Origin of the sequence: Pandoraea norimbergensis (genome assembly GCF_001465545.3) — a bacterium.
GTDB lineage: Bacteria > Pseudomonadota > Gammaproteobacteria > Burkholderiales > Burkholderiaceae > Pandoraea > Pandoraea norimbergensis.
The window spans coordinates 5,952,091-5,976,729 of the sequence record NZ_CP013480.3 but is presented as its reverse complement, the minus strand read 5'-3'; the positions used below and the strand labels follow the sequence as shown (position 1 = coordinate 5,976,729).

The following is a 24,639-nucleotide window of genomic DNA, read 5'->3' as shown; positions in this document are numbered from 1 at the left end:
TCGTTTGCGAGGCGTCACTTCCCCCCCTCTGTCCCGTAAGTCTTGCCCAAATACTCCGAAATCAGCTTCACCTGATCTTCCGGAATTGGCGCGCCGTACACCTTCACCATCTTCGTGACTTCAGCACTCCAAAACGCGGCGGGCATCGGTGGCTGGCTGTTGATGTAGTCGACCGAATGGCACATCACGCACCATGCGCTGGTGGCCTGATAGCCGGTGAGCGTCGACGCTTTCAGTTGCGCGGTCTCCTGCGGCAACTTGATCTCAAGCGCTTGCGCCGCAGGTGCTGCCAGCGCGCCCAGCAAACCGAACGCACACATCACGGGCGCGGCAAGACGGCGCGATATCTTCAAAGCATTCATGGTCATCTCCCGTCTCAAGCCGCGATCACGCGCACGGTCTCTACGCCGTTGCGCAGATACCCGGCCGGATTCCACAGCGATTGCAGCGGCTGCGCGACGCCTGCGCGGTTCGTCGCGCGTACCTTCAGCACTTGCTCGCCTGCTGCCGATGGCGTGAACGTCGCCGTCCACTCGCGGAACGAATACTTCGACAACTCGTTGCCCAGCTTCGCCGCCTGCCAAGTCTGGCCGCCGTCGCTGGAGAACTGCACGTCGCGGATGCCTTCACCGCCATCGAACGCAATCCCCCGCACACGTACTGGCTTGCCCACTGCCACGTGTTGCCCATCGGTCAGATTCGTCACGAACGAGCGCACCGTGAAGCGCTCGATCGGCTTGGTCTTCTGCGGCGCTGTGCCCGGGGCCACGCAGTTGCAGTCGTTGTCGGGAATGCGATACGCCGTGGCCATCCAGAAGCCGTCGAACACCGTGTCGATCACCTTGATATCGGCCAGATGCTTGACCCAATACGTGCCGTAGTAACCCGGCACCACCAGCCGCACCGGATACCCGTTGAGCATCGGCAAATCCTGCCCGTTCATCGCAAACGCGATCATCACCTCGCCATCCATCGCGTGATCGAGATCGAGCGCCTTCACGAACTCGGGCGTGGCCGGAATGATCGGGCGGTCGAGCCCTTCAAAGGTAACTTGCTTCGCACTGGCCGCGACGCCCGCTTTTTCCAGAATCCGCTTGAGCGGAATGCCTTTCCAGCGGGCATTGCCCATCGCGCCATTGGCGATCTGCCCGCCGCCAACGCGCGGCTCGAAAAAGCCCCGGCTGTTGCCCGAACACTGGTGCACCGCCACGAGTTCGACGGGCGCGCCGAAATCCTTCTTCAGGGATTCCAGTGAAATTTCGAGCGGCTTGGCGACGCTGCCGCTCACGCGGATGCGGTGCTTCTTGGCGTCGACATCCGTCGGGATACCCGCCAAGTGATACCGCACGAAGAACGCGTCGTTCGGTGTGATCAGCCCTTCGTTGAAAACTTCGAACGGCGTCTCCAGTTGCGGTGGCCGCGCGGTGAGCCGGATCAGCGGACGCTTTTGCGGATACGCCACCAACTCACGCTCGCCATTGGCAAACGGCAGCGTCACGGTCTGTGGCGCACTGACGGCGGCGAGCGTGTCGAGCGCACGGCCGGCGAGGCTTGCGCCCACACCCAGCGCACCGGCGCGTCGCAAAAAGCGGCGACGCGAGGTGGCGGCGATCGTTGATTCGGAAAGGTCTGCCAACGTGGATGGCGTTGACACGGAGGATTCGGGCAAAGCGGAAGCGAGGGCCGTGGGGGCGGCGCTGGGGTCGTGCGACTTCATCGGAAGGTCTCCTGTAGACGTTCTTATCGTGCTTTCAGGGTGACGCGGCAGCGCGGTGAGGCTTGTGATGTGTTCTTGCGCGCTGCGGTGATGCGATGCGTGCTCTGGCGCCGCGTGTGGGGACGCGATGCAGGGCGAAGCATGCCCGCATCGTCGGAGATTCTTCCGATGATGTCAAATTTTCGGAACGTTATATACCGATTTATATTTCGAGCGGATCGACTTCGAGATGCCAGCGAACCGGTGCCTTGAGCGCACGAAGGCCAGCCATCCAGCCGGCGAGGAATCGTTGCAGGGCGCCCCGATGCGGGCTTTCCACCACGAGCTGCGCGCGGTCGGTGCCGGCGATGCGCACCATCGTCATGGGCACAGGGTCCCAGAGCGAGATGCGGGGATCGTTGAGATCGGGGCCGGCCGCAATTTCGCGCGCCTGCTTGAGGAACGCCATGGCATCGTCGAGCTTGCGGGCTTCGGCGCGCAGCAGCGCCTGATGCGTATAAGGCGGCAGCAGCGCAACGCGCCGCTCCTCCAGTTGCTGCGCCGCGAACCCCGCGTAGTCATGACGCATGAGCGACCCGAACAGCGGATGCGACGCGTAGCGGGTCTGGATCAATACGTCGCCGGGGCCGTCGGCGCGTGCCGCGCGCCCGGCGCGTCCGGCCACCTGCATCAGCTGGGCAAACAGACGCTCGGCGGCCCGGAAGTCGTGGGAGAACAACGCGCTGTCGGCGTTCACCACGCCCACGAGCGTCACGTTGCGGAAGTCGTGGCCCTTGGCAACCATCTGCGTGCCGATCAGGATGTCGACCTCGCCCGCGTGCACCTGCGCGAAGAGGGCTTGCGCGCTGCCTTTGCGGCGCGTGCTGTCGGCGTCGATGCGCGCTAGCCGTGCCTCGGGGAAGTGTTCGGCAAGCGCTTCTTCGATACGCTGCGTGCCTCGTCCGAGCGGTGCGAGATCCTGATTGCCGCAATCGGGGCAGGCGTGCGGAATGCGCGACTCGGCGCCGCAGTGGTGACAGCGCAGGCGGCGCTCGGGCTTGTGCAGCACCATGTGGGCGCTGCATCGGCGGCAGTCGCTCACCCATCCGCATGCATCGCAGTTGAGCACCGGGGCGTAGCCACGGCGGTTCAGGAACAGCAGGCTCTGTTCACCGGCATCGAAGCGCGCTTTGATCGCTGCGAGCAGCGTCTGCGACAAGCCCTCGTGCACGGTGCGCTGGCGCTTGCGTTCAATGTCCATGTCGATCAGCGACACGCGCGGCAGTACCGCGTCCGGTGTGGCTCGCTCCGGCATCGACAGTCGCACGTAGCGGCCTTGCTCGGCACGCCGCCAGCTATCGAGCGACGGGGTCGCGGAGCCGAGGACGACCGGAATGCGCAGCCGGTTGGCGCGCCAGATGGCGAGATCGCGGGCGGAGTAGCGCAGACCTTCCTGTTGCTTGTACGACGGGTCGTGCTCTTCGTCGACGACGATCAGGCGCAGATGCGGCAGCGATGCCATGACGGCGAGGCGCGTGCCCAACACGATGCGGGCTTCGCCGCGATGCGCGGCGAGCCAGTGCCGTGCGCGCTCGCCTTCGGCCAGTCCGCTGTGCAGGGTGACGAGTGTCTCGTGCGGAAAGCGCGAGCGGAACACACCTTCGAGCTGCGGCGTGAGGTTGATTTCCGGCACGAGAACCAGCACCTGCGCGTCGCCCTCGCGCAGCGCTTCGGCGACGGCGCGCAGGTAGACCTCGGTCTTGCCGCTGCCGGTCACGCCGTAGAGCAGGAACGGGGCGCAGGCGGGGGTATCTGGGGTATCGGGTGTATCGGGCTTGTCGGCGGTGCCGGGGGCTTCGCCATTGGCATCACCGGACGTATCGGTTGCGTTGGCCCTGTCGAGCGGCCGTGCGCCGGACGACAGCAACGCGTCGTGGATAGCGGCGACGGCATCGGCCTGCCCGGCGGTGAGCGTCTTGTTGCCCGGTAGCGTGGGGGCGGCCGCGTCAGGAGAATCGACGTTGTCGGCCGAAAAGCTGTCGCCGGCGTCGGTCGATACGTCATCCGAAACGTCTTCGTCGTCTTCCCGTACCGCCTCGTGGAACGGCACGGTTTCCACCACGACCCAACCTGCCGCCGCCCATTGCTTGAGCACGTCGGCGGCTTTGGCGCAGAGCGCGCGGGCCTCGTCGGCGTCGAGCGTCCCGGCTTGCGCCAGCCCTTCGGCGAGCCGTCGCTGCGCGCGCAACCGGGCGGGGACGTTCTCCATCAACGTGTCGAGCGCGCCGTCGGCGATGCGGTAGCGCTGCACGCCGCGTTGGGCCAGCAGCCGCGACCAGCGCATCGGCGTGCGCAAATGACCGGGGATGGCCGGCAACGCCACCTCGCCGATGCCGCGCTGGTAATACCGCGCGGCAAAACGCATCAGGTCGCGCCACTCGTCACCCAACGGCGGCAATTCATGCCAGACAGACGTCACTTCCCGGAGCTTCGCGGGGTCGACTTCGCTGCGCTGCGTCAATTCCCAGACGATGCCCACGACCTGCCGCCGTCCGAACGGTACCTGCACCAACTGCCCCGGGCTGGCGGCCTGGTCGAGGCGATAGTCAAACAACGTGAGCAGCGGCGTATCGAGTGCGACCCGCGCAATGGCAAACGCACCGGCGCCGCCGCGTGGTGCGGCCGCAGCGGCCCCTTCGTCGGAGGACTCCGGCGGAAGGAGAGACGGTTCGGGGACATCGTCGGCGCGGGTCAAACTTAAAGTGAATCCTGAGAAGTTCCGGTAAACCCCGGATTTGAGTCGGCTTTCCGGTAGCCCGAAACGCTTGTGGATAACTATGTTGAGAACTGTGGGGATTATCTCCCGGCAGCCTCACCGCGCGGGCCTGACATCGCGCGGCACCGTTTCTTTGCGTGAATCAAAAAGGCTTTTTGATCAATAGCTTATGAGCGGCGTCGTAGGGTGCTTCAAAGTGCGAGACAGTTGCGGCGGCGCAGCGAGAATTTGTGCATAAGTCTTTGGGACAACTCCGCAAATTGGAGGGGTTATTCGACCCGTTTCCCCTTGACTTTGCCAACGTGTAACGGCGATCGGGTTTGCAGGGCAAAATGCCCCGCGAACCCGCGCCGCCACGTGGCGGCACCTGTCATTACACCGGCTGGCGCAGCTTCCGGCTGTGGCTATGCACTTCGTCGACGAGCGCTGCGACGTGTTCGGGCGGCGTGAACTGCGAGATGCCGTGCCCGAGGTTGAAGACGTGGCCCGGTGCGTTGCCGTAGGCATTGAGCAGACGGCGGGCTTCGGCGCGAATGGCGTCGGGCGAAGCAAACAGCGCGGTCGGGTCGAAATTGCCTTGCAGTGCACAACGGTCGCCCACGCGCTTGCGCGCAGCGGCGAGATCGACGGTCCAGTCGAGGCCGATGGCATCGGGGCCGGTATCGGCAATGGCTTCAAGCCACTGGCCGCCACCCTTGGTGAACACGATGTGCGGAATGCGCGCGCCGGCCCATTCGCGATGCACGCCCGCGAGCGCTTTCTGCATATACGCGAGTGAGAAGCGTTGATAGAGTCCATCGGCAAGCGCTCCCCCCCAGGTGTCGAACACCATGATGGCCTGTGCGCCCGCTTCGATCTGGGCGTTCAGGTAAGCGCTGACGGCCTTGGCGTTGGTCTCGAGGATGTGCGTCATCAGGTCGGGACGCTCATACATCATCGTCTTGACCGTGCGGTAGTCGGCCGAGCCGGAGCCTTCGACCATGTAGCACGCCAGCGTCCACGGGCTGCCGGAGAAGCCGATGAGCGGCACGCGGCCTTGCAGCGCGCGGCGAATCTCGGCGACGGCGTCGAACACGTAGCGCAGGCTGTCGAGATCGGGGGCGTGCAGGCGGCGCACGTCGTCTTCGGTGCGCAGCGGGCGCGCAAAGCGCGGGCCTTCGCCGGCTTCGAACGACAGACCGAGGCCCATGGCATCGGGAATGGTCAGGATGTCCGAGAAGAGAATGGCGGCGTCGAGCGGGAAGCGCTCAAGCGGCTGAAGCGTCACCTCGGTGGCGTAGGCGGGGTTCTTGGCGAGCGCCAGGAAGCTGCCGGCCTTGGCGCGGGTGGCGTTGTATTCGGGCAGGTACCGGCCCGCCTGGCGCATGAGCCAGATCGGCGTGTACTCGGTCGGCTGGCGCAGCAGGGCGCGCAGGAAAGTATCGTTTTGCAGAGCTTGGGACACGTCGAGGCGGTGGTATCTGAAATTTGGGCAAGCGGCTATTTTACTCGGGTATCCGGGGCCCGGACGCTTGGGGCGCTGTTATGCCGCGCATAAGTGCACCCGGGCGGCACATCTGTTGCGTACGCATTGATCTCGCGGGCATGCCCCGATTGGCGACGACGCCCACTCTCTTTAGTATGGCGGCACACTTTGTGGCGCTGCTTCGGGGGTGACCTCTGCGGTGGCCTCGAAAGTGACGCCGGGCACACGATCTGCAACAGACGGATCGCCCGGAAAGATAACAATCAGGAGACAAGCATGAAAGGCATGATTGCGGCCGCCTCGGCGGCCCTCATGGCATTGACGGCGCTCGCCGCCAATACGGTCCAAGCCCAGTCGGCCGGTGCCGGCGCCCCCTCACGGCTCGACGAGATCGTGAAGTCGGGCACGCTGCGGGCCTGTGCCACCGGCGACTACAAGCCCTATTCCTATAAGCGCCCGGACGGTCAGTTCGAAGGCATCGACGTGGATCTGGTCGCCTCGCTCGCGAAGTCGCTCGGCGTGAAGCCGGAAATCGTGCCGACCAGCTGGCCGAAGCTGATGGACGATTTCACGGCGGGGAAGTGCGACATCGTCGTGGGCGGGGTCTCGGTCACGCTCGACCGTGCCCGCAAGGCTTACTACAGCCGCGTTGTGATGGTGGACGGCAAGTCGCCGATCGTGCGCTGCGCCGACGTGGCGAAGTATCAGACGCTCGCCGATCTGAACAAGCCCAGCACGCGCGCCATCGCTAACCCGGGCGGCACGAACGAACGCTTTGCCCGCCAGTTTCTGCCGAACGCCACGCTCACGATCTATCCGGACAACGTGACGATCTTTAAACAGATCGCCGACGGGAAAGCCGATGTGATGGTGACCGACTCATCGGAGACGCTGCTCCAGCACAAGCTGAATCCGGCGCTCTGCCCGGTGAACCCCGACAAGCCGCTGCAATTCGGCGAGAAAGCCTACTTGCTGCCGCGTGGCGATGACGTGTTCAAGAACTACGTCGATCAGTGGCTGAATCTCGCCCAGAAGACCGGTGAGTATCAGGCGGTAGTGGATAAGTGGCTGAAGTGAGCTGATTCGGTCCGCTGATTCAGCCGCCTTATTCCGTTCGCTTAGGCCGCCCGATTAACCCAGCCAGTCGCGCAGACGCTGCGCGGCGTCGTGCATTACCAGTCTCGCCTGCGGCACATACGGTTGCAGGCGAGCGAAACTGTGGGTCAATCCTGCGGCTTCGATCACCTCCGCCCGGCCACCCGACTGCGCAACGAAGTGCGCGTACTCGACCGCTTCGTCATGCAGCGGATCGTACTCGGCCGCAATGACCAAGGTGTTCGGCAGGGGGTGCTTGGGGGCCTCGGCCGTCAGGTTGACGCGCACGTCGCTTTCCTTCGGCTCGGTGCCGTTCAGGAACTGCTTCCAATACCAGCGCATCTCGTCCCGGGTCAAACCGACGCCATCCGCCAGACGCTCGTAACTCGGCGTGTCGAACCGATACTGCACCACCGGATAGATCAACAACTGCGCACCCACGACGCCCGGGTGCTGGTCGTTGAACCACGCCGCCGCCTGTGCCGCCAAGTGCCCACCGGCGCTGTCGCCTGCGACGGCCAATCGATCCGGTGACACGCCTAGCCGCACGCGCTGCTCGGCGGCCCACGCCAATGCCTCGCGGGCATCGTCGACCGGTGCCGGGAACGCGTGCTCCGGCGCCAGCCGGTAATCGACGCTCAACACGGCGACATCGCCATCCTGCGCAAGAAACGCGGCCATCGTGCCGTGCGTATCTACGTCGCCAACCACCCAGCCGCCACCATGAAAGAACACGACGAGCGGCACTTCACGCCCTACCGGACGGTAGAGCCGTGCGCGCAAACTGCGGCCGGGCAACGGAATCTCGAAGGTCTCGCTGCGCAAGGCGGCGGGCAACGGGCGCAATGCCTCGTTGGCCACGGTAGCGAAGCGGGCACGGATTTCCTGCGGACTCGCTGACCCCGGGAGCGCGGGATACTTGCGCGCCATCAGGTCGTAGTAGGCAAGCAGATCGGCATCGATGGTCATGGCAGCGGACAGTGTGTGGAGTGAACGGGAGGGCGCTCGTGTGGCGTCTGGGTGACTGTTTCGTTGTCTTGCTGGGGTTATGACTGACCCGCGCCAAGCATCTGCCAGCGCTGGTGTTCGATCTTGACGCAGCGATCCATCACGACATCGAGCCCGGCCGCCAATGCCACGGCGGCCGCGTCGTCGTTCTCGATACCCAACTGCATCCACAAACTGTTGGCGCCGATGGCGACGGCTTCATCGGCAATGGGGGGGATGTCGGCGCTACGCCGGAAGCAGTCGACCATCTGAATCTGCACCCCTTCGGTGCGCAGCGCATCGGCTGCCTCGGTGAGGCTGGCGTATACGGTCTCGCCCAGAATGGGCTCGCCGCTGTCGGCTGCCTGCGGGTTGACCGGCACGATGCGGTACCCGTGCTGCTGCATATAGCGCGAGGTGGTGAAGCTCGGGCGGTCAGGCCGCGGCGATAAGCCCACCACCGCGATGACGCGGTCGCGCGCAAGGATCTGTGCCAGTCGTTCGATGGTTTCCATGCGGGGTCGGCCGGTCCGGCCGGTAGGTCAACGGTTGGACTGCGAATTGGGATGGCGTTCTATGCTGCCACGCACAAAGACCGAACTTAGCACATTGACGCGCAGGGCGTGAAACCGGGGTTGGCGATTGCCAAAGTGGGCGGCGTCACTGGGAAAGGTTGCCGACTGGTGGTCGGGGATGACGCACTATTAGATGAGTTACTCAGGACGACGAATCAAGTGACGAATTCGGTGTTACGCGTCAAACGCTTGCCGGGCAAGGAGAGGGATGCCGGTTTTCGACGCGTTTTCGGGGCGAGGTGTTACAACCTGAAACACTTTGTTACCCCTCGGCTCAGACGTTTCAACCACAATGCATCTCAACGCTGAAGTGCTTATCCCCCGGTAACACAGCAGCGCGACTGTATCGGCAACGAGCGTCCCCCGGCGCGATTTGCAAGCTGGTTCGATACAGTGCTCCGAATCTGGTCTCCTCGCGCTAACCCCGTAGCGTGTGGTTTTGGCGGGCCCAAGTGTCCCGCCATTTTTTTGTCCGAAACGTCCTACATCTTTTCTCCCCCGTTCTCCGACACACACGCGAAACACGCGGGTATGCGATCGCTTCGACGCGTTGAATTGCATCATGCAAACGGTTTCTTTTGCCCTCGCTGACATCGCGTGTCACACAAATGCTTCGCCATCCGAGTGAAATTCGGAAATCGATTTATCCCTGCGTAATTTGTCGCGCGTGTGATTGACTGCGTCGCCGGTTGCTTCGTCAGCGTGCGGCACTGCGCAACCACGGTTTGAGCCAGCCAAGGCCCGCACGCGTTTCGCCCTGTGGACGGTATTCGCAACCGATCCAGCCCGCGTAACCCAATTCATCCAGCAACCGGAAAAGGAACGGATAGTTGACTTCGCCGGTGTCGGGTTCATGCCGCGCGGGCACGCCCGCGACCTGCACGTGCCCGATATTGGCAATGTGCTGGCGCAACTTCATTGCGAGGTCGCCTTCGACGATCTGGCAGTGATACGCGTCGAACTGCACTTTGAGGTTGCTGGCGCCGACTGCCTGACGAATCGCCTGCGCCTGGTCCTGACGGGTGAGGAAGTAGCGCGGGAAGTCGCGCGGATTGATCGGCTCGATGAGGATGGTCACGCCGTGGGCGGCCGCTCGTTCGGCGGCGTAGGCGAGGTTGTCCAGATAGACGGCCCGGCATTGCTCGGGCGACTGCGAAGCGTCGGGGCAGCCTGCCATCACGTGCAGTTGGCGGCAACCGAGCGTGTCGGCGTAGTCGAGTGCGAGTTCGAGGCCGTCGCGAAACTGAGCTTCACGCCCCGGCAATGCGGCGAGGCCACGCTCGCCGCTGGCCCAGTCTCCACCCGGGGTATTGAAAAGCACCTGTGTGAGACCGGCGTCATCGAGTCGCGTGCGCACTTCGTTGGCCGGGTGCTCATAAGGGAACAGGCATTCCACCCCACGGAAGCCGTCGGCGGCCGCCTCGCGGAAACGTTCGAGAAACGGGACTTCCTGATAGAGCAGGGTCAGGTTCGCGGCAAATCGCGGCATGGTCGGACTCTCCGTCGCGTGAAGCGGATGGGCATATGCCCGTCACGATATCACTGGCCGTCGACCTGAGGCGCGGCCACGCTGCGAACCTGAAAACGTCCGTCATTATTGAAAAGCCATGTCTCGACGGCGCGCACCCGGCCGCTGCTGTCGACCAGCGCGCGGCTCGGCGCCGGCAACGGACTCGCCCGGCGCAAGCTCGCCACCGCAATGCGCTCGGCTTCGTGATCGCCGTTGCTGCGATACAGCAGCACCTGCGTGATGTTGCCGTTGCGATCGACCCAATATTCCAGCGACACGACCGAGCGCAGCATCGGCTGCGGATTGCCCGGGGTGATCTGTTTCGCGTTGACTTCGGTCACGCGCTGCGCAGCGGCGATCTTGTATTGATCGAGCGCGGTGAGCGGCACGTTGCCGGGTGTGAAGTCGAGGACGAGCGGTGACTTGGGGGCGAAATCGGGATTGGCGCAACTGGTCAGTACCGCGAGGCTGCCGATCAGACTGGCCATCAGTCCGCTTCCGGAGGCCAGCCGGGAGGCTGCGCGAAAGCGATGCGCATTAGGAGAGGATTCGGTTTTCATGGGCGTCTCCTGCCAAATCAGCGACGCTTCTTTGTCTTGCCACGTCCTGCTCATGTCCCGCTATCCGATGGCCGCCGCAAACACGATTCTCAAACCTCGAAGCCTGCGACGGCCAACGTGAATCACCTGCTGTCTTGCTGAGTGTCTTGCTTAGTGTCGTGCTTAGTGTCGTGCTTAGTGCGGCCGGGTACCGAACGACCAGTTCGGCATCAGTGTGTTGGACGGCAGATTCTCATCCTGCAATTTGCGCGCCGTCTCGATGCCGGCTACCGGCAATCCGGTCGGATCGAGCAACCCGATCTGCACCAGTACGCTCGCCTGATCCCAATAGATATGTTCGTGTTCGAGCTTGCCGCCCCGGAATCGCACGATGGCCACCAGCGGAATCTCGACACGGCGCCCGGTCGGCGCCACGCCCGGCAGCATCCAGTCGACCGGCGTCGTGTGCGTGAAGCAGAACAGCAGCTCGTCGACCAACTGAGTCGCGCCGATGGTGCGCGAGATCGGCACCAGCTTGGTATCCGGCGGGTTGCTGTTGACGAAGTGATTGCGATAAAAGTGCGCGAGTTGCTGATGGCCGACCCCGCCCGTCATCGTCGGGATGTGATTGACGTAGGGCTCGTCGACCATGGTCTTCATCAGCGGATCGATCTCGCGAATGGCGAATTCGTACGCGCAGTGCGTCTCCCACAGGGAGGCGAAATCGAAATGCGGACCGATGACCCGGCGCAACGCGCCGATGGTGCGCTGATGCGCAAGCTGGTTCGCCGACCGGTTGAAGTGTTCGCCGGGCCGGGCAAATGCGTGATCGGCGTCGGGGTACGTATAGAGGGTGACGTTGGGGTGTTCGCCCAACTTGGCGCTGAGTGTCTCGCGAACCTCGGCCGGGGCATATTTGTCGAGTTCGGCAATATGCAGCACGAGCGGCGGATGGTCGCCGGCGAGTTCTTCCACATGCTGCTCCAGCCCGACGCCGTAGTAACCCACGGCGACATCGGCGCTGGTGCGCGTGACGGACAGCGCGGCGAGTTTCCCGCCCAGACAATAGCCGACCACACCGACACCACCCACGCACTCGGGCAGCGCGCGCACCGCATCGACGGTCGCGCCCACGTCTTCCATGCCGAGATCGACGTCGAAGCTCTGGAACAGCGCAAACGCCCGCTGCCAGCCACCCGGTGAGTAGTCGAGTTCGATGCCCGGCTCGATGCGCCAGAACAGGTCGGGGGCCAGTACGACGTAGCCCTCTTCGGCGTAGCGGTCGGCAAGTTCGCGAATGTGCGCGTTCACGCCGAAAATCTCCTGACATAGCACCAGGCCCGGGCCCTTGTTGTTGCCGCCCTTGCTCGCGTCGGGTAAGGCGAGATACGCCTGAAAGGTCTTGCCGTCGCGCGACTCGATGCTGATGAAGCGTCCTGCCATGTCACTGTCTCCTGAGGGGCCGGATCGTGCCGCAGACAGCGCTCATCGCCTAGCTTAGGCGGTGCACGCGCGCTGCGCCGCGCGGTAAACCCGCAGCGGTGCAGCCGGGCGCGCAACCGTGCCCGTCAGAGGCAAGGGTCGGGCGCTGCCGTCGGTTCGATACACGGACATTACGGTGAAGTTGCGGTGAAGTTGCGGGGTAATGATCGGGCAATGCGGATCAGGTATTGCAGGTCGGTTACTGGGTCTGTGATGTGACCTCGGTAGCGGCATTCGACGATACCATGCATACTCGGAGCGCACGTTCGAAGGGTGAACGTTTGCTTGTTTTTGACGCATTGGAGTGACCATGATTACCGTGTATCACAACCCGCGCTGCTCGAAGTCGCGCGAAGCGCTGGCGCTGGTGGAAGGCTCGCCGGCGGTGGGCGGCAGCGATCTGCAAATCATCGAATATCTGAAGACGCCACCGAAGGCGGCCGAACTCAAACGCCTGCAAAAGCTGCTGGGCGTGCCCGTGCGCGACATGATTCGCAGCAACGAGACGGAGTACACGGAGTTGGGGCTGTCGGACAAAGAGTTGACCGACGACGAGTTGCTGGCGGCGATCGCAAAGCATCCGAAGCTGCTGCAACGTCCCATCGTCGTCAACGGCGACAAGGCCGTGATCGCTCGTCCGCCAGAGCTGGCGAACGAGGTGCTGTAAGGGCGATTTGAGGACGAGGTGTCTTAGGTCAGCTAAGTCAGCTAAGTCAGCTAAGTCAGCTAAGTCAGCTAAGTCAGCTAAGTCAGCTAAGTCAGCTAAGTCAGCTAAGTCAGCTAAGTCAGCTAAGTCAGCTAAGTCAGCTAAGTCGGCGGGAGGAGGGGGCGAGGCCCCCGCAGCCCGACGGCGTAATGGCTCAGCGTTGCGCCGCGTTGTCCTTCTCCGGGCCCGCCTCGGCGGCTGGGGTTTCGGTCGATTCAGCCGCGGCTGCTTGCGCCGCCGCCGAGCCGAACACCGGCTTGTCGGCATTGGCCGTCAACCCGGCGCCCTGCCATTCGGGCAACGCGGCCAGCGTCTTCTGCTGTTCGCGCAGCTCCGCCAGCATGTTGCAGAAGAGGGCGCCCTGTTCGAGCGCGTCGTCGAGCGCCACGTGCGTGTGTGGCAGCGGATCGAGCCACACCTGCGGCAAACGCGGCTTGATGCACTTGCGATACGGCATGCCCGTCATCGCGAACGCCAACGTCTTGATGTCGAGCGCCGACCACGAGAACGGGCAACGGCCGACAAAACGCATCATGTACCAGAACATGAACGTGAAATCGAACCCCGCCGGGTAGGCGACGAACACGGGCTTGCCCGGCAGCTTCTCGACCCACTTCACGTACGCCTTCAGCGCCTTGGCCGGATCTTCCGGATCGATACGGCAGGCCGCCCACGCTTCAGGTTCGGTCTTCCACCACTTCATCGTGAGCGGGTGGCCCTTCGCATCGGGCAAAAATTCCAGATTCGCGCTGAAGGTGCCGATGAGTTCCTTGTCGGCCGTGTAGGCAGCCGAGGCAAAGCTCAGCATCGAATGCGGGCCGGGAATCGGGCCGTCGGCCTCGACGTCGGTGCTGACAAAAATCTCTTCGTCGACGGGGATGATGCGCGACGGCACGCGGGAGACGGCGGTGCTCATGCGCCGCTCCGGGCGAGCACGGCGTCGGCCACGTACGGATTGGTCTCGCGCTCCTGACCGAAGGTCGACACGGGGCCGTGCCCCGGAATGAAGGTGACGTCGTCGCCCAGCGGCCAGAGCTTGTCGCGAATCGACGCGATCAGGTCGGCATGGTTGCCGCGCGGGAAGTCGGTGCGGCCGATGGACCCGGCAAACAGCACGTCGCCGACGCTCGCCAGCCGCTCATCGGCCGAGAAGAACACTACGTGGCCCGGCGTGTGCCCCGGGCAATGAAAGACATCCAGCGTGACCTCGCCGAAGTTGACGGTGTCACCGTCGCCCAGCCAGCGGTCGGGCGTGAAGCTCTGCGGCTCGGGAAAACCGAAGCGCGCGCTCTGGGCTTCCAACTGATCGATCCAGAAGGCGTCGTCGGGATGCGGGCCTTCAATGGGCACTTCGTACTTGGCCGCCAGTTCGCCGGCACCGCCGCAATGGTCCAGATGACCGTGCGTGAGGAAGATCTTCTCGAGCGTCACCCCTTGGCGCTCGATCTCGCCGACGATGCGGTCGATATCGCCGCCCGGGTCGACCACGGCGGCCCGTTGGGTCGCGTCGCAGACGAGCAGCGTGCAGTTCTGTTGGAAAGGCGTGACAGGAATCAGGGTGACGTTCATGAGGTATCGGGGACGCGGTTTTCGCTTATTGTAAGTCGGGCAGGGGGCTCGCCGTCTGCACAGCGACGTACTCAGGGCGCGCGAATTAGGCGATGTCCAGCCGAAATCGCCCGCCGGGCGGGGGCTTCGGGCGTTACATCGCTTTTGCGTAACGCTTTGTAAACAAGCCACGCCATGTAAGTGAACGCTCGCTGATGGGTTGACTTTGACGGCGTGTTAAACTTGCGGGCTATGCGAACACGCGACATGCTCACACGGTTCGCGGTCGGCTGCGCCCTCGCCCTGACGTTGACAGCCTGCACAACGCCGCTCGAACCACCCAGCCAGACGGCTGCCGCCTCCTCGGCGACAGACGTCCGCACGCGCTCGCGTGAAGCCAACGCACCCGTTGGCTCAAGTTTCGATCTTCACTGGCCCGGCCGGGCCTACCGCAACGAAGGCCTGAACCCCGGGGACCCGAATGCCCCGGACCGCGATGGCGAAGCGCGCCTGCGCGCCGATGCGGGCACGTTCTATCAAACCGGCACGGCCTCGTGGTACGGCAAGAAGTTTCATGGCCGGCGCACCGCCACCGGCGAGGCGTTCGACATGAACGAACTCACGGCCGCGCATCCCACACTGCCGCTGGCAAGCTTCGTCCTTGTGCGTAACGTGGCCAACGACAAGACGGTGGTGGTGAAGATCAACGATCGCGGCCCGTACACGCGCAATCGCATCATCGACCTCTCCTACGGCGCCGCCAAACAACTCGACTTCATTCGCTCGGGCCACGCGAAGGTCGAAATTCGCCGCCTATCGCGTAGCGAAGTTGCGGCCCTCGGCCTCGACCAAAGTAATAACGCGCCCTGAGCGTCGGGTCTCACCCGAGAGTCTCCTCGCGGTATCCGCCTCGCATTCCTCGCATCATCCGTTCTTCGCGCCCCCACGCCATTGCCTGTAGATAGCGTGTCGTCTCGAATTCAAATCGGACTCGTCTTAAAAAGTGGGACGCCATCGGTCACTATCTGACGCGAATCGCGTAACTCGTCCCGGTTTTTTCATCACCAATCGGCCGTTTCACCGCATCTCATTGGCTGAACGCTTCGCATGAATGTGCGCGGTGAGGAATGTGCACGCCCGAATCGACTAATTTTTTTCCGATTGCCGCACAGTTCTGCCAGTGTTTGGGCGCAATCCGATATGTGGCGGGCCTCGCCATCCGTTGCGTTGGCAACCGTTGTTCGCTGCTGGGGATGTGGGTAGACTGTGCCCCACGCGCAGGTGCACGCTTTAAGTGCATCCGAATGAGGCCCGCAGAGACCCGGGCACGGCGCACCTTTCAAAAAGCAATCCTGGAGGAGTTTTGATGTCGACCATGGGCAAATACGCCAAGCGCACCCTGTTGTGCGCGGTGGCCGCAACGTTGTTGGGGACAACCGGCGCCGCATTCGCGCAGGATACGAAGTCGGTGGCCGTGCTCGCCATCGTGGAGCACCCGGCACTCGACGCCATCCGTGACGGCGCGCGCGACGAACTCAAGGCAGAAGGTTTCGAAGCCGGCAAGAACCTCAAGTGGGAATATCAAAGCGCACAGGGCAACGTGTCGACCGCGGCTCAGATCGCCCGTAAGTTCGTCGGCGACAAGCCGGACGCGATCATCGGCATCGCCACGCCGACGGCTCAGGCTGTTGCCGCTGCCACGAAGAGCGTGCCGCTGGTGTACTCGGGCGTGACCGATCCGGTCGCTGCCCAACTGGTCAAGAGCTGGGACGCCTCGGGCACCAACGTGACCGGCGTGTCGGACAAGCTGCCGCTCGACAAGCAGGTGGCGCTGATCAAGCGCGTCGTGCCGAACGCCAAGCGCGTGGGCATGGTGTACAACCCGGGCGAAGCCAATTCGGTCGTGGTCGTCAACGAACTCAAGAAGCTGCTGCCCGCCGCGGGCCTGACGCTGGTTGAAGCCGCTGCACCGCGTACCGTCGACATCAGCTCGGCGGCCAACAGCCTGGTCGGCAAGGTCGACGTGATCTACACCAACACGGACAACAACGTCGTGTCGGCTTACGAGTCGCTGGTGAAGGTTGCCAACGATCGCAAGATCCCGCTGGTGGCGTCGGATACCGACAGCGTGAAGCGTGGTGCCATCGCTGCACTGGGCATCAACTACTACGACCTGGGCCGTCAGACGGGCAAGGTGGTGGTGCGCATTCTGAAGGGTGAAAAGCCGGGTGCGATCGCTTCGCAGACCAGCTCGAACCTGGAACTGTTCGTCAACACGGCGGCCGCTGCCAAGCAAGGCGTGACGCTGTCGGACGATCTGGTGAAAGAAGCCAAGACGGTCATCAAGCAATAACGCGAGCGTGATGCCGGTGTGGCGGGCGAACGGCCTGCCTTGCCGGTGAGCGACAGGGCGGCGACCGGACATGACCTGTCCCCGCCGCTCTTTTCCGCTTGAGTCCCCCCAACGGCGCGCCTCACCGAGACCCGGTGCGGATCGTCTTGTGTAGTGGAATTACGAAAAATGTCCCTTTTTTCTATGATGGGCGCCCTGGAGATCGGCTTGATCTTCAGTCTGGTGGCGCTCGGGGTGCTGATTTCCTTTCGCATCCTCAATTTTCCCGACCTGACCGTTGACGGCAGCTTTGCGCTCGGCGGCGCCGTCGCAGCCACGCTGATCGCTGCCGGCACCAATCCGTTCGTGGCCACGGCCGGCGCGATGGCGGCAGGCGCCACGGCAGGGTTCATCACCGGCTGGCTCAATGTGCGCCTGAAGATCATGGATCTGCTCGCCAGTATCCTGATGATGATCGCGCTCTACTCGGTGAACTTGCGTGTGATGGGTGCGCCGAACGTGCCACTGATCACTTCGCCGACGGTCTTCACGATGTTGTTGCCCGAGAACGCCCCGCAATGGCTGCCTGACTTCGTGCTGCGCCCGCTCATGCTGCTGGTCGTGGTGGCGGTAGTGAAGCTCGGCCTCGACTATTTCTTCTCGTCGCAACAGGGTCTGGCGATGCGCTCGACCGGCGTGAATTCGCGCATGGCGCGCGCGCAGGGCGTGAACACCGGCCACGAGATTCTGGCGGGGATGGCGTTGTCGAATGCGCTGGTGGCGCTTGCCGGCGCTTTGTTTGCGCAGTCGCAGGGCGGGGCGGATATTTCGATGGGGATCGGTACCATCGTGATCGGTCTGGCGGCGGTGATTATCGGCGAGACGATCTTGCCGGCGCGACGGCTCATTCTCACGACGTTGGCGGTGGTGGTCGGGGCGGTGTTGTATCGCTTCTTCATCGCGCTGGCGCTCAATAGCGATTTCATCGGTCTGAAGGCGCAGGACCTGAACTTGGTGACGGCCTTGCTCGTCGCGGTGGCACTGGTGTTGCCGGCCACGCGTCGCAAGCTGTTTCCGCGCAAGAACGGGGGTGCCTGATCATGTTGAGCGCAAAAGACCTGAAGATCACTTTCAACCCGGGTACGCCGATTGAGAATCGTGCGCTGCGCGGCATGTCGCTGGACATTCCGACGGGGCAATTCGTGACGGTGATCGGTTCGAACGGGGCGGGCAAGTCGACGTTCCTGAACGCGATCAGTGGCGACTTGATTGTCGACACGGGCACGATTTCGATCGACGGCAACGACGTCACGAAGAAGACGGCGTGGCAGCGGGCGAGTCAGGTGGCACGCGTGTTTCAGGACCCGATGGCGGGCACCTGCGAGGCGCTGACCATTGAAGAGAACATGGCGCTGGCGGTGAAGCGTGGCGAGAGCCGCAGTTTCCGGCTGGCGTTGAACAAGCCGTTGCGCGAGCGGTTCCGCGAGAAGTTGAGCTTGCTGAATCTGGGGCTTGAGAATCGCCTGTCGGACCGTATCGGCCTGCTCTCGGGTGGTCAGCGTCAGGCGGTGAGTCTGCTGATGGCGTCATTGCAGCCGTCGCGCATTCTGCTGCTCGACGAACACACGGCGGCGCTCGACCCGAAGACGGCGGCGTTCGTGCTGGAGCTGACGGCGCGTATCGTGCAGGAGAGCAAGCTGACGGCGATGATGGTCACGCACAGCATGCGTCAGGCGCTGGACTACGGCGACCGGACGGTGATGCTCCACCAGGGCAAAGTCGTGCTGGACGTGTCGGGCGAAGAGCGCAAGGGACTGGACGTCCCCGACCTGCTCCAGATGTTCGAGCGCACCCGCGGCGAACAACTCGACGACGACGCGCTGCTGCTGGGCTGATCGGCCGATTAGCGAATCCGCAGCATGAAAAAGCCCGCTTCGGCGGGCTTTTTCTTGGGTGAGGCACGATAGGAATTATTGAATCCGTCGGCGCCCGGTGCGATAAGCCGCAAGATTTTCGCGCTTTCCGACGGCCAGCACGAGAACGGTGACAGTCGCGTCTTCAACGCGGTACACGAGTCGATAACCGACCGACGCGAGTTTTATCTTGTAGCAACCCGGCATCGCACGCAGTTGGCTGGCGGCTACGCGAGGATGTCGCAGGCGATCTCGTAAGCGTGCTTTGAATTGCTGCGCAATGGTGGGGTCAAGCGCCCGCCATTCTTTGAGGGCAGAAGGTAAGAATTGCAGGTCATAGGTCGTCAAGCTTCGTACTCACCGGCGTTTCGCCGGCACGCGAGCGGATGATGTCGGCGAGTTCGGCGTCGTCAAGGCGGTCGCAAATGGCTTCCCAATCGGCGGCAGGGATCAGGTAGGCCACGGGTTTATTGCGATTCAGGATGGCGACGGGGCCGTCGGCGCGCTCAATGGCGGCGCTGGGGTTCAGTTTCAATTCGCTGATTCCGATCGATGCGCGGGCTAGGATGTTTTTCATCTCACGTCTCATAGGGCCCGGGGGGAGGCGGTCGGCATGCGGGCATGCACCGACCGAGACCATACAATTGCGTCCATCATAGGTCGGCTGCCGGTGCAATGGATTGGGCATTCGCCAGAATTACCCACGGCGTATTCCGAATTGGAAGCGGGCCTGCCGCTCCCGCGGTTCCCACAACTTCTCGGCGGATCAGCCGTTCTTCAGCGCCAGCGCCCGTTCATATAGCGCGTTTTTCGGCGCGCCGGTAATCGCGGCAGCCAGCTTGGCGGCGCTCTTCGTCGGCAGCTCAGCCACCAGCAACGCCAGCACACGCTGCGCTTCGGCATCCACGCCATCGTCGGTCGTACTGGCCGCCGCACCCGACACCACCAGCACGAACTCGCCTCGCTGACGGTTGGCGTCCGCTTTCAGCCACGCTTCGCCGTCGCCCAGCGCGCACTCGTGAATATCTTCGAAGCGCTTGGTCAACTCGCGGCCGATCAGCAGCTTGCGCTCCGCCCCGAGCCCCTCGGCCAGTGCGGCAACGGTCTCGACGATGCGATGCGGGGCTTCGTAGAACACCTGTGCTGCGGTGGCACCCGCCAACGCTGTAATCGCTTGCGCGCGCTGCTGCGACTTCGATGGCAAGAAACCGACGAACGTGAACGTTTCCACCCACGCACCCGCGACCGAGAGCAGGGTGATGATCGCACTCGCCCCCGGCACCGGCACCACGCCCAGCCCGGCCGCCCGCACCGCATCGACGAGCCGCGCGCCCGGATCGGAGATGCCGGGGGTGCCGGCGTCCGAAATATAAGCAATACGCTCGCCCGCCCGCAAACGCTCCACAAGCCGCGTCGCCACGGTGTTTTCGTTGTGTTCGTGCGCCGCAATCAGCGGCTTGTCGATGCCGTAACGCTGCAACAACTGCGCGCTGTTGCGCGTATCTTCACAGGCAATGGCGTCGGCCATGCCGAGCACGTGAAGGGCGCGCACCGAAATGTCCGCCATGTTGCCGAGCGGCGTGGCCACGACATAGAGCGTGCCGGTGGGATAGTGCTGACCTTCGGCCAGCGACATCAGGCGTTCGTCCATCTCAGCAGCCTCCCGGCGTCGGTGCGATCGCGTCGCAAGTTGCATGCAGCAGGCCGGTGTCGCAGACAGCGGCACGCGGCGCGGCGAAAGCTGCAAAAGCTGCAAAAGCAGGGAGCGCGTGGCGCGCGGCGAAGGCGGGGCACATCGGGGTACAGATCGGAACAACCATGTCGAATCAGCTTGGAGAATCGTTTGAAGCCCGCGCCCAGTCGATGCTGGAGCGCCGTGGCTGGCGGCTCGTCGCGCGCAATTACCGGTGCCGCGGCGGCGAAATCGACCTCATTATGCGCGATCGCGCCGGGGTGCTGGTGTTCGTCGAGGTGCGCGCCCGCCGCCGGGCAGACTTCGGCGGGGCCGCCGCGAGCATCACCCGTACCAAGCGCCGGCGCCTGACGCTCGCGGCGCGTCACTATCTGCTCAGGTGTCCGGCCGGGCGCTGCCGCTTCGACGTCGTGACTTTCGACGGCCATCCGGCGGTGGTCAGTTGGCTGCCCGACGCCTTCCGTGCCGACGAGGTGTGACTTCGGTATGACGAAACCCCGCTGGACGCGCCCTGTTACACTTGCGAAAGTGCCGTCTCCGTGCGTCCTCGGGCTTTTCCGGGATTTTCAGGATGACGGCTTTGATCGTCGGCCATGCAGGGACACTGCGCCCACACCGGGCCGACAGCTTTTGCGACACCCTGGCTCAACGACCATGTCGATCGAACGAATTCAACAACACTTCACGGATAGCGTCGAAACCAAGCTGGCCGCGCGCGACGTGCTCGCCGACCCCATCGCCGCCGCCGCCGAGGTCATGTTCAACGCGCTGTCCAACGGCAACAAGATCCTCGCCTGCGGTAACGGCGGATCGGCAGCCGATTGCCAGCATTTCGCCGCCGAACTCGTCGGCCGCTTCGAGCGCGAACGCCCCGAACTGCCGGCGATCGCACTCACCACCGACTCGTCGATCCTGACCGCCGTCGGCAACGACTACAACTTCGACGCCATCTTCTCCAAGCAGGTGCGCGCGCTCGGGCAACCCGGCGACATCCTGCTGGCCATCACCACGTCGGGCAATTCGGGCAACGTGCTCGCCGCCATCGAGGCCGCACACGAGCGCGAGATGCACGTGATTGCCCTGACCGGCAAAGGTGGCGGCAAGGTCAACGCCGTACTCGGCGAACTGGACGTCCACATCTGCGTGCCGGCCGATCGTACGGCCCGTATTCAGGAAGTTCACCTGCTTACCATTCACTGCCTGTGCGACCTGGTCGACGCGATGCTGTTCGGCGACGCGTGAACCTAATGTCATCGTAAGGCGTCAAGATCATCACGCACACCAGTCCGCGGGGGCGGGCGGTGTCGGCAGGGGACGGCGGGGGCCGGCCCGTTCGACCCATCCAACAAGGAGAATGCCCGATGAGTTTCCAACGCGCAGTCAGGCCGCTGGTAGCGGCTGCGTTGATCACAGCAACCCTGGCCGGTTGCGCCCCCATCATCCTCGGCGGCGCCGCCACCGGGGCACTCGTCGCCACGGACCGCCGCTCGGTCGGTGCGCAGACGGAAGACCGTGAAATTCAGGTCAAGGCGGAAGCCAATACCGCCAACACGCTCACCGCCGACGCCGTGCATGTGAACGTGACCGTCTTCAACCGTCGCGTACTGCTGACCGGCGAAGTGCCGGACGACGCCACCAAGCAACGTGCCGTCGACATCGTCAAGCAGATCAGCAACGTGCGCGGCATCGTCGACGAACTCGCCATCGCACCGAAGAGCTCGTTCGGCTCGCGCTCGAACGACGCGTGGATCACCAGCAAGGTCAAGGCGAACCTGATCAATACGAAGGAAATCTCGGCCAACGTGTTCAAGGTGGTGACCGAGCGTGGCGACGTCTACCTGATGGGCCTGGTTTCGGAAGAAGAAGGCCGCATCGCCGCCAACGTCGCCAGCCGTATCGATGGCGTGCAGAAAGTCATCAAGCTGTACGAATACGTGAAGCCGGAAGAGGCGCAACGTCTGTCGACCGAAGCGCAGAAGAATCCGGCCCCGGCGCAGGGTGACGACAGCAATGCCGCCACCGTGACCACGACACCGATCGGCACCGATACCGTGACGGCCAAGCCGCTGGCGACGCCCGCTCCGATCAGCGATGCGCCGATCAAGCCCGGTCCGTCCACGCGCACGGGCAACTGACGTCGCGAATGGCGCGAACGGCGCGAACGGCGCGAACGGCGCGAACGGCGCAAGAGGCGCGGATTAGCGCCCAGCACCCGGAGGGTTCGAACCGCCGGCATCGTCTTCGGACGATGCCGGCGCTATTCATTCTGGCGATGGGGATGGCAGTGGCGGCCTCCACGGCCCTGGCCACTCCCGCATCGTCGCCGATAGCCGGTGGCGCATCGCCCGACGGCACAGCGGCTCCGACCATCGTGAAGGCCGCATCACCGGCGTTCGTGACTTCGCCTGCGACGCCCAACTCCCAACCCGACTGGCAAGCCCGTGACTGGGCGATGGCCTGCATGAGTTGCCATAACGCGGCCGCTCCGGTGAGCGCAGGCAAAGCATCGCTGTCGAAGCTCGAAGGGCGTCCGGCGGCCGAACTCGTCGCCACGCTGCAAGCGTTGCGCAACGCAAAGGGGGATGCTGCTCGTCCCGCCACCCTCATGCCGCAGCTCCTCAAGGGCTATCGCGACGAGGAGTTGCAGCGCATCGCGGCCTACTTCGCAGCACAGCCAATTCCGCAGCCGCTTCCGCAATCTCAATCACAGCCGCCTGCCCTGTCTCGCGGGGTTTCCGCACGTCCGGCGCCCGAAGCGGCGCGCACTCCCCAATAGGCCGCGCCATGCATCGTCGCGACTTTCTCCTTGGCATGAGCTCGGTGGCAGCGCTGAGCGGCATGTCCGGCATATCCGGCATATCCGGCATATCCGGCGCGTTTGCCGCGCCGCCCGCATCGGCGGCCAATTCATGGATCACGCCGATCAAAGGGCGCGCCCGGGTGGTCATCATCGGCGGCGGCTTTGGTGGTGCGACGGCGGCCAAGTATCTGCGCATGCTGTCGGGCAACACCGTCGACGTGACCCTGGTCGAGCCGAATGCGGCCTTTGTGTCCGCGCCGCTGTCGAATCTGGTCGTCGGCGGCAACCTGCGCGTGAGCGATCTCACTGTGTCTTATGACCGGCTCGTGGCGCGCCACGGCGTGGTCTGGCGGCGCACGCGCGCCAGCGCCATCGACGCCGCGCACAAGCAAGTGCAACTCGCCGACGGCAGCCGTCTCCCGTACGACAAGCTGATCGTCTCGCCGGGCATCGCGCTGCGCCACGATGCCATCGCAGGCTTCGACGCCGCCGCCGTGCGCGAGGCGTTGCCGGTCGGCTGGACCGACGCACGTGAGAGCGCTGCGTTGCACGCCCGCTTGCAGGCGATGCCCGAGGGCGGCGTCTTCGCCATCACGATCCCCGAGGCGCCGTTCCGCTGTCCGCCCGCGCCTTACGAGCGCGCCTGTCAGGCCGCCGCATGGCTCAAGCAGTACAAGCCGCGGGCGAAAGTGCTCATCTTTGACGCCAACGATGAAGTGTTGGCCGAAGCCGAGCAGTTTCACGAAGTCTGGCGCACGCAGTTCGCCGACATCGTCGAGTACCACCCGCAGTTCAACTGCACGGAAGTCGCGCTGGACGGCGCGAAGCAGATCGCTCGTTTCGAGTTGGGCGAAGAGGTGCGGGCGGATGTCCTGAACGTCATTCCGCCGATGCGTGCGGGCGACATTGCGACCGCAAGCGGACTCGCTACCGCCAACGGGCGTTGGTGCGACGTCGATTTCCTGACCTTTGCCTCGACGGCACAACCCGACATTCATGTGCTGGGCGACGCCGTTCAGATCGCGCCGCAAATGCCCAAGTCGGGCCACATGGCCAACCAGCACGGCAAGGTGTGCGCGGCGGCCATCGTCGCGACGTTGGCGGGCCGGCCGGTCAACCCCGAACCGCTCTACAGCAACACCTGCTACACGTTCGTCTCGGCAACGCAGGCTATGCACGTCGCGAGCGTTCATCGCTACGACGCGACACAACGCACCATGCTGCCCGTGCCCGGCACCGGTGGCGCGTCGCCCCATGCCAACGGCGACGAGTTCGCGCTCGGACTCGCGTGGGCGCAGGGAATCTGGGCCGACATGCTGGCCTGATGCGCCACCCGGCGGTATTTCGTCCTGCAACGTAATAGTCCAGCGCGTTTGGAAGGGTTTCTCTAAGTGACGAAACCCCGGTGCCATCGCCTTTGGGCTGACTTGTCGCGCGGTTGTTGCGCGTGCGCCTCAGTCCCCCTGCTTTCCTTCATTGACGGGGCCTGAGGCCTCTCGGTTACACTGGCTCCACGAAAAAA

The 24,639-nt window shown here is 64.0% G+C and carries 25 protein-coding genes; 11 read left to right on the top strand and 14 right to left on the bottom strand.

Annotated features, from left to right (window positions below):
- Positions 1 to 14: 14 nt before the first annotated feature.
- The 4 genes from sorB to hemE all read right to left on the bottom strand — a co-directional run bounded on the left by sorB (position 15) and on the right by hemE (position 5,916).
- The gene (gene sorB, locus AT302_RS26260; protein WP_237172023.1) at positions 15 to 362 is read right to left on the bottom strand and encodes a SorB family sulfite dehydrogenase c-type cytochrome subunit; all 348 of its coding nucleotides are present in this window, start codon (positions 360 to 362) and stop codon (positions 15 to 17) included.
- Positions 363 to 376: 14 nt separating this feature from the next.
- Positions 377 to 1,717, bottom strand: a complete 1,341-nt coding sequence (gene sorA / locus AT302_RS26255; protein WP_084656482.1) for a SorA family sulfite dehydrogenase catalytic subunit — start codon at positions 1,715 to 1,717, stop codon at positions 377 to 379.
- A 202-nt stretch (positions 1,718 to 1,919) separates the two neighbouring features.
- A complete protein-coding gene (locus tag AT302_RS26250; RefSeq protein WP_058376507.1) occupies positions 1,920 to 4,451 on the bottom strand; it encodes a primosomal protein N' in 2,532 nt (843 codons plus the stop codon).
- A 394-nt stretch (positions 4,452 to 4,845) separates the two neighbouring features.
- A complete protein-coding gene (gene hemE / locus AT302_RS26245) occupies positions 4,846 to 5,916 on the bottom strand; it encodes a uroporphyrinogen decarboxylase (RefSeq protein WP_058376506.1) in 1,071 nt (356 codons plus the stop codon).
- 297 nt (positions 5,917 to 6,213) lie between these two features.
- On the opposite strand from hemE, the gene AT302_RS26240 reads away from it, so the two are divergent.
- Positions 6,214 to 7,014 carry a transporter substrate-binding domain-containing protein gene (locus tag AT302_RS26240; RefSeq protein ID WP_058376505.1) on the top strand — a complete coding sequence of 267 codons (801 nt, stop codon included), beginning with the start codon at positions 6,214 to 6,216 and terminating at the stop codon, positions 7,012 to 7,014.
- Between the two features lie 54 nt (positions 7,015 to 7,068).
- Here AT302_RS26240 and AT302_RS26235 read toward each other — a convergent pair whose 3' ends face one another.
- The 5 genes from AT302_RS26235 to AT302_RS26215 form a co-directional block, all read right to left on the bottom strand.
- Positions 7,069 to 8,001: an alpha/beta hydrolase gene (locus AT302_RS26235; RefSeq protein ID WP_058376504.1), complete on the bottom strand. Its 933-nt coding sequence runs from the start codon at positions 7,999 to 8,001 to the stop codon at positions 7,069 to 7,071.
- A 77-nt stretch (positions 8,002 to 8,078) separates the two neighbouring features.
- On the bottom strand, positions 8,079 to 8,534 hold the full coding sequence (locus AT302_RS26230; protein ID WP_058376503.1) for a CoA-binding protein: 456 nt from the start codon (positions 8,532 to 8,534) through the stop codon (positions 8,079 to 8,081).
- 757 nt (positions 8,535 to 9,291) lie between these two features.
- Positions 9,292 to 10,083 (bottom strand): 2-oxo-tetronate isomerase, encoded by a 792-nt coding sequence (otnI, locus tag AT302_RS26225; RefSeq protein WP_058376502.1) that lies wholly within the window; start codon positions 10,081 to 10,083, stop codon positions 9,292 to 9,294.
- A 50-nt stretch (positions 10,084 to 10,133) separates the two neighbouring features.
- A complete protein-coding gene (locus AT302_RS26220) occupies positions 10,134 to 10,664 on the bottom strand; it encodes an energy transducer TonB family protein (RefSeq protein WP_064675151.1) in 531 nt (176 codons plus the stop codon).
- 174 nt (positions 10,665 to 10,838) lie between these two features.
- On the bottom strand, positions 10,839 to 12,086 hold the full coding sequence (locus AT302_RS26215; protein WP_058376500.1) for a dienelactone hydrolase family protein: 1,248 nt from the start codon (positions 12,084 to 12,086) through the stop codon (positions 10,839 to 10,841).
- Between the two features lie 349 nt (positions 12,087 to 12,435).
- Here AT302_RS26215 and arsC point away from each other — a divergent pair, with 349 nt between their 5' ends.
- On the top strand, positions 12,436 to 12,792 hold the full coding sequence (arsC, locus tag AT302_RS26210) for an arsenate reductase (glutaredoxin) (protein ID WP_058376499.1): 357 nt from the start codon (positions 12,436 to 12,438) through the stop codon (positions 12,790 to 12,792).
- Between the two features lie 193 nt (positions 12,793 to 12,985).
- Here arsC and AT302_RS26205 read toward each other — a convergent pair whose 3' ends face one another.
- The gene (locus tag AT302_RS26205; RefSeq protein ID WP_058376498.1) at positions 12,986 to 13,747 is read right to left on the bottom strand and encodes a 3'-5' exonuclease family protein; all 762 of its coding nucleotides are present in this window, start codon (positions 13,745 to 13,747) and stop codon (positions 12,986 to 12,988) included.
- Entirely contained in the window at positions 13,744 to 14,400 is a 657-nt protein-coding gene (locus AT302_RS26200; protein ID WP_058376497.1) for an MBL fold metallo-hydrolase, read from the bottom strand. Before AT302_RS26200 ends, AT302_RS26205 begins: the two co-directional genes overlap by 4 nt.
- A 246-nt stretch (positions 14,401 to 14,646) precedes the next feature.
- On the opposite strand from AT302_RS26200, the gene AT302_RS26195 reads away from it, so the two are divergent.
- The 4 genes from AT302_RS26195 to AT302_RS26180 all read left to right on the top strand — a co-directional run bounded on the left by AT302_RS26195 (position 14,647) and on the right by AT302_RS26180 (position 18,606).
- Positions 14,647 to 15,249 (top strand): septal ring lytic transglycosylase RlpA family protein, encoded by a 603-nt coding sequence (locus AT302_RS26195; protein WP_058376496.1) that lies wholly within the window; start codon positions 14,647 to 14,649, stop codon positions 15,247 to 15,249.
- Positions 15,250 to 15,745: 496 nt separating this feature from the next.
- Entirely contained in the window at positions 15,746 to 16,732 is a 987-nt protein-coding gene (locus AT302_RS26190; RefSeq protein WP_058376495.1) for an ABC transporter substrate-binding protein, read from the top strand.
- Positions 16,733 to 16,900: 168 nt separating this feature from the next.
- On the top strand, positions 16,901 to 17,809 hold the full coding sequence (locus AT302_RS26185) for an ABC transporter permease (RefSeq protein WP_058376494.1): 909 nt from the start codon (positions 16,901 to 16,903) through the stop codon (positions 17,807 to 17,809).
- 2 nt (positions 17,810 to 17,811) lie between these two features.
- The gene (locus AT302_RS26180; RefSeq protein WP_058376493.1) at positions 17,812 to 18,606 is read left to right on the top strand and encodes an ABC transporter ATP-binding protein; all 795 of its coding nucleotides are present in this window, start codon (positions 17,812 to 17,814) and stop codon (positions 18,604 to 18,606) included.
- Positions 18,607 to 18,681: 75 nt separating this feature from the next.
- Here the strand turns inward: AT302_RS26180 and AT302_RS27445 are convergent, their stop codons facing one another.
- The 3 genes from AT302_RS27445 to rsmI form a co-directional block, all read right to left on the bottom strand.
- Complete coding sequence (locus AT302_RS27445) at positions 18,682 to 18,972, bottom strand: type II toxin-antitoxin system RelE family toxin (RefSeq protein ID WP_084656480.1); 291 nt, start codon at positions 18,970 to 18,972, stop codon at positions 18,682 to 18,684.
- Positions 18,959 to 19,201, bottom strand: a complete 243-nt coding sequence (locus tag AT302_RS26170; protein ID WP_058376491.1) for a type II toxin-antitoxin system Phd/YefM family antitoxin — start codon at positions 19,199 to 19,201, stop codon at positions 18,959 to 18,961. Before AT302_RS26170 ends, AT302_RS27445 begins: the two co-directional genes overlap by 14 nt.
- 189 nt (positions 19,202 to 19,390) lie before the next feature.
- Positions 19,391 to 20,275: a 16S rRNA (cytidine(1402)-2'-O)-methyltransferase gene (rsmI, locus tag AT302_RS26165; RefSeq protein WP_058376490.1), complete on the bottom strand. Its 885-nt coding sequence runs from the start codon at positions 20,273 to 20,275 to the stop codon at positions 19,391 to 19,393.
- Between the two features lie 167 nt (positions 20,276 to 20,442).
- On the opposite strand from rsmI, the gene AT302_RS26160 reads away from it, so the two are divergent.
- The 5 genes from AT302_RS26160 to AT302_RS26140 all read left to right on the top strand — a co-directional run bounded on the left by AT302_RS26160 (position 20,443) and on the right by AT302_RS26140 (position 24,442).
- A complete protein-coding gene (locus tag AT302_RS26160) occupies positions 20,443 to 20,796 on the top strand; it encodes a YraN family protein (RefSeq protein WP_058376489.1) in 354 nt (117 codons plus the stop codon).
- A 175-nt stretch (positions 20,797 to 20,971) separates the two neighbouring features.
- On the top strand, positions 20,972 to 21,559 hold the full coding sequence (locus AT302_RS26155) for a phosphoheptose isomerase (RefSeq protein ID WP_058376488.1): 588 nt from the start codon (positions 20,972 to 20,974) through the stop codon (positions 21,557 to 21,559).
- Between the two features lie 119 nt (positions 21,560 to 21,678).
- Positions 21,679 to 22,452 carry a BON domain-containing protein gene (locus AT302_RS26150; protein ID WP_058376487.1) on the top strand — a complete coding sequence of 258 codons (774 nt, stop codon included), beginning with the start codon at positions 21,679 to 21,681 and terminating at the stop codon, positions 22,450 to 22,452.
- 113 nt (positions 22,453 to 22,565) lie between these two features.
- Entirely contained in the window at positions 22,566 to 23,093 is a 528-nt protein-coding gene (locus AT302_RS27780) for a c-type cytochrome (RefSeq protein WP_058376486.1), read from the top strand.
- Positions 23,094 to 23,101: 8 nt separating this feature from the next.
- Entirely contained in the window at positions 23,102 to 24,442 is a 1,341-nt protein-coding gene (locus tag AT302_RS26140) for an NAD(P)/FAD-dependent oxidoreductase (protein WP_058376485.1), read from the top strand.
- Positions 24,443 to 24,639: the final 197 nt, after the last annotated feature.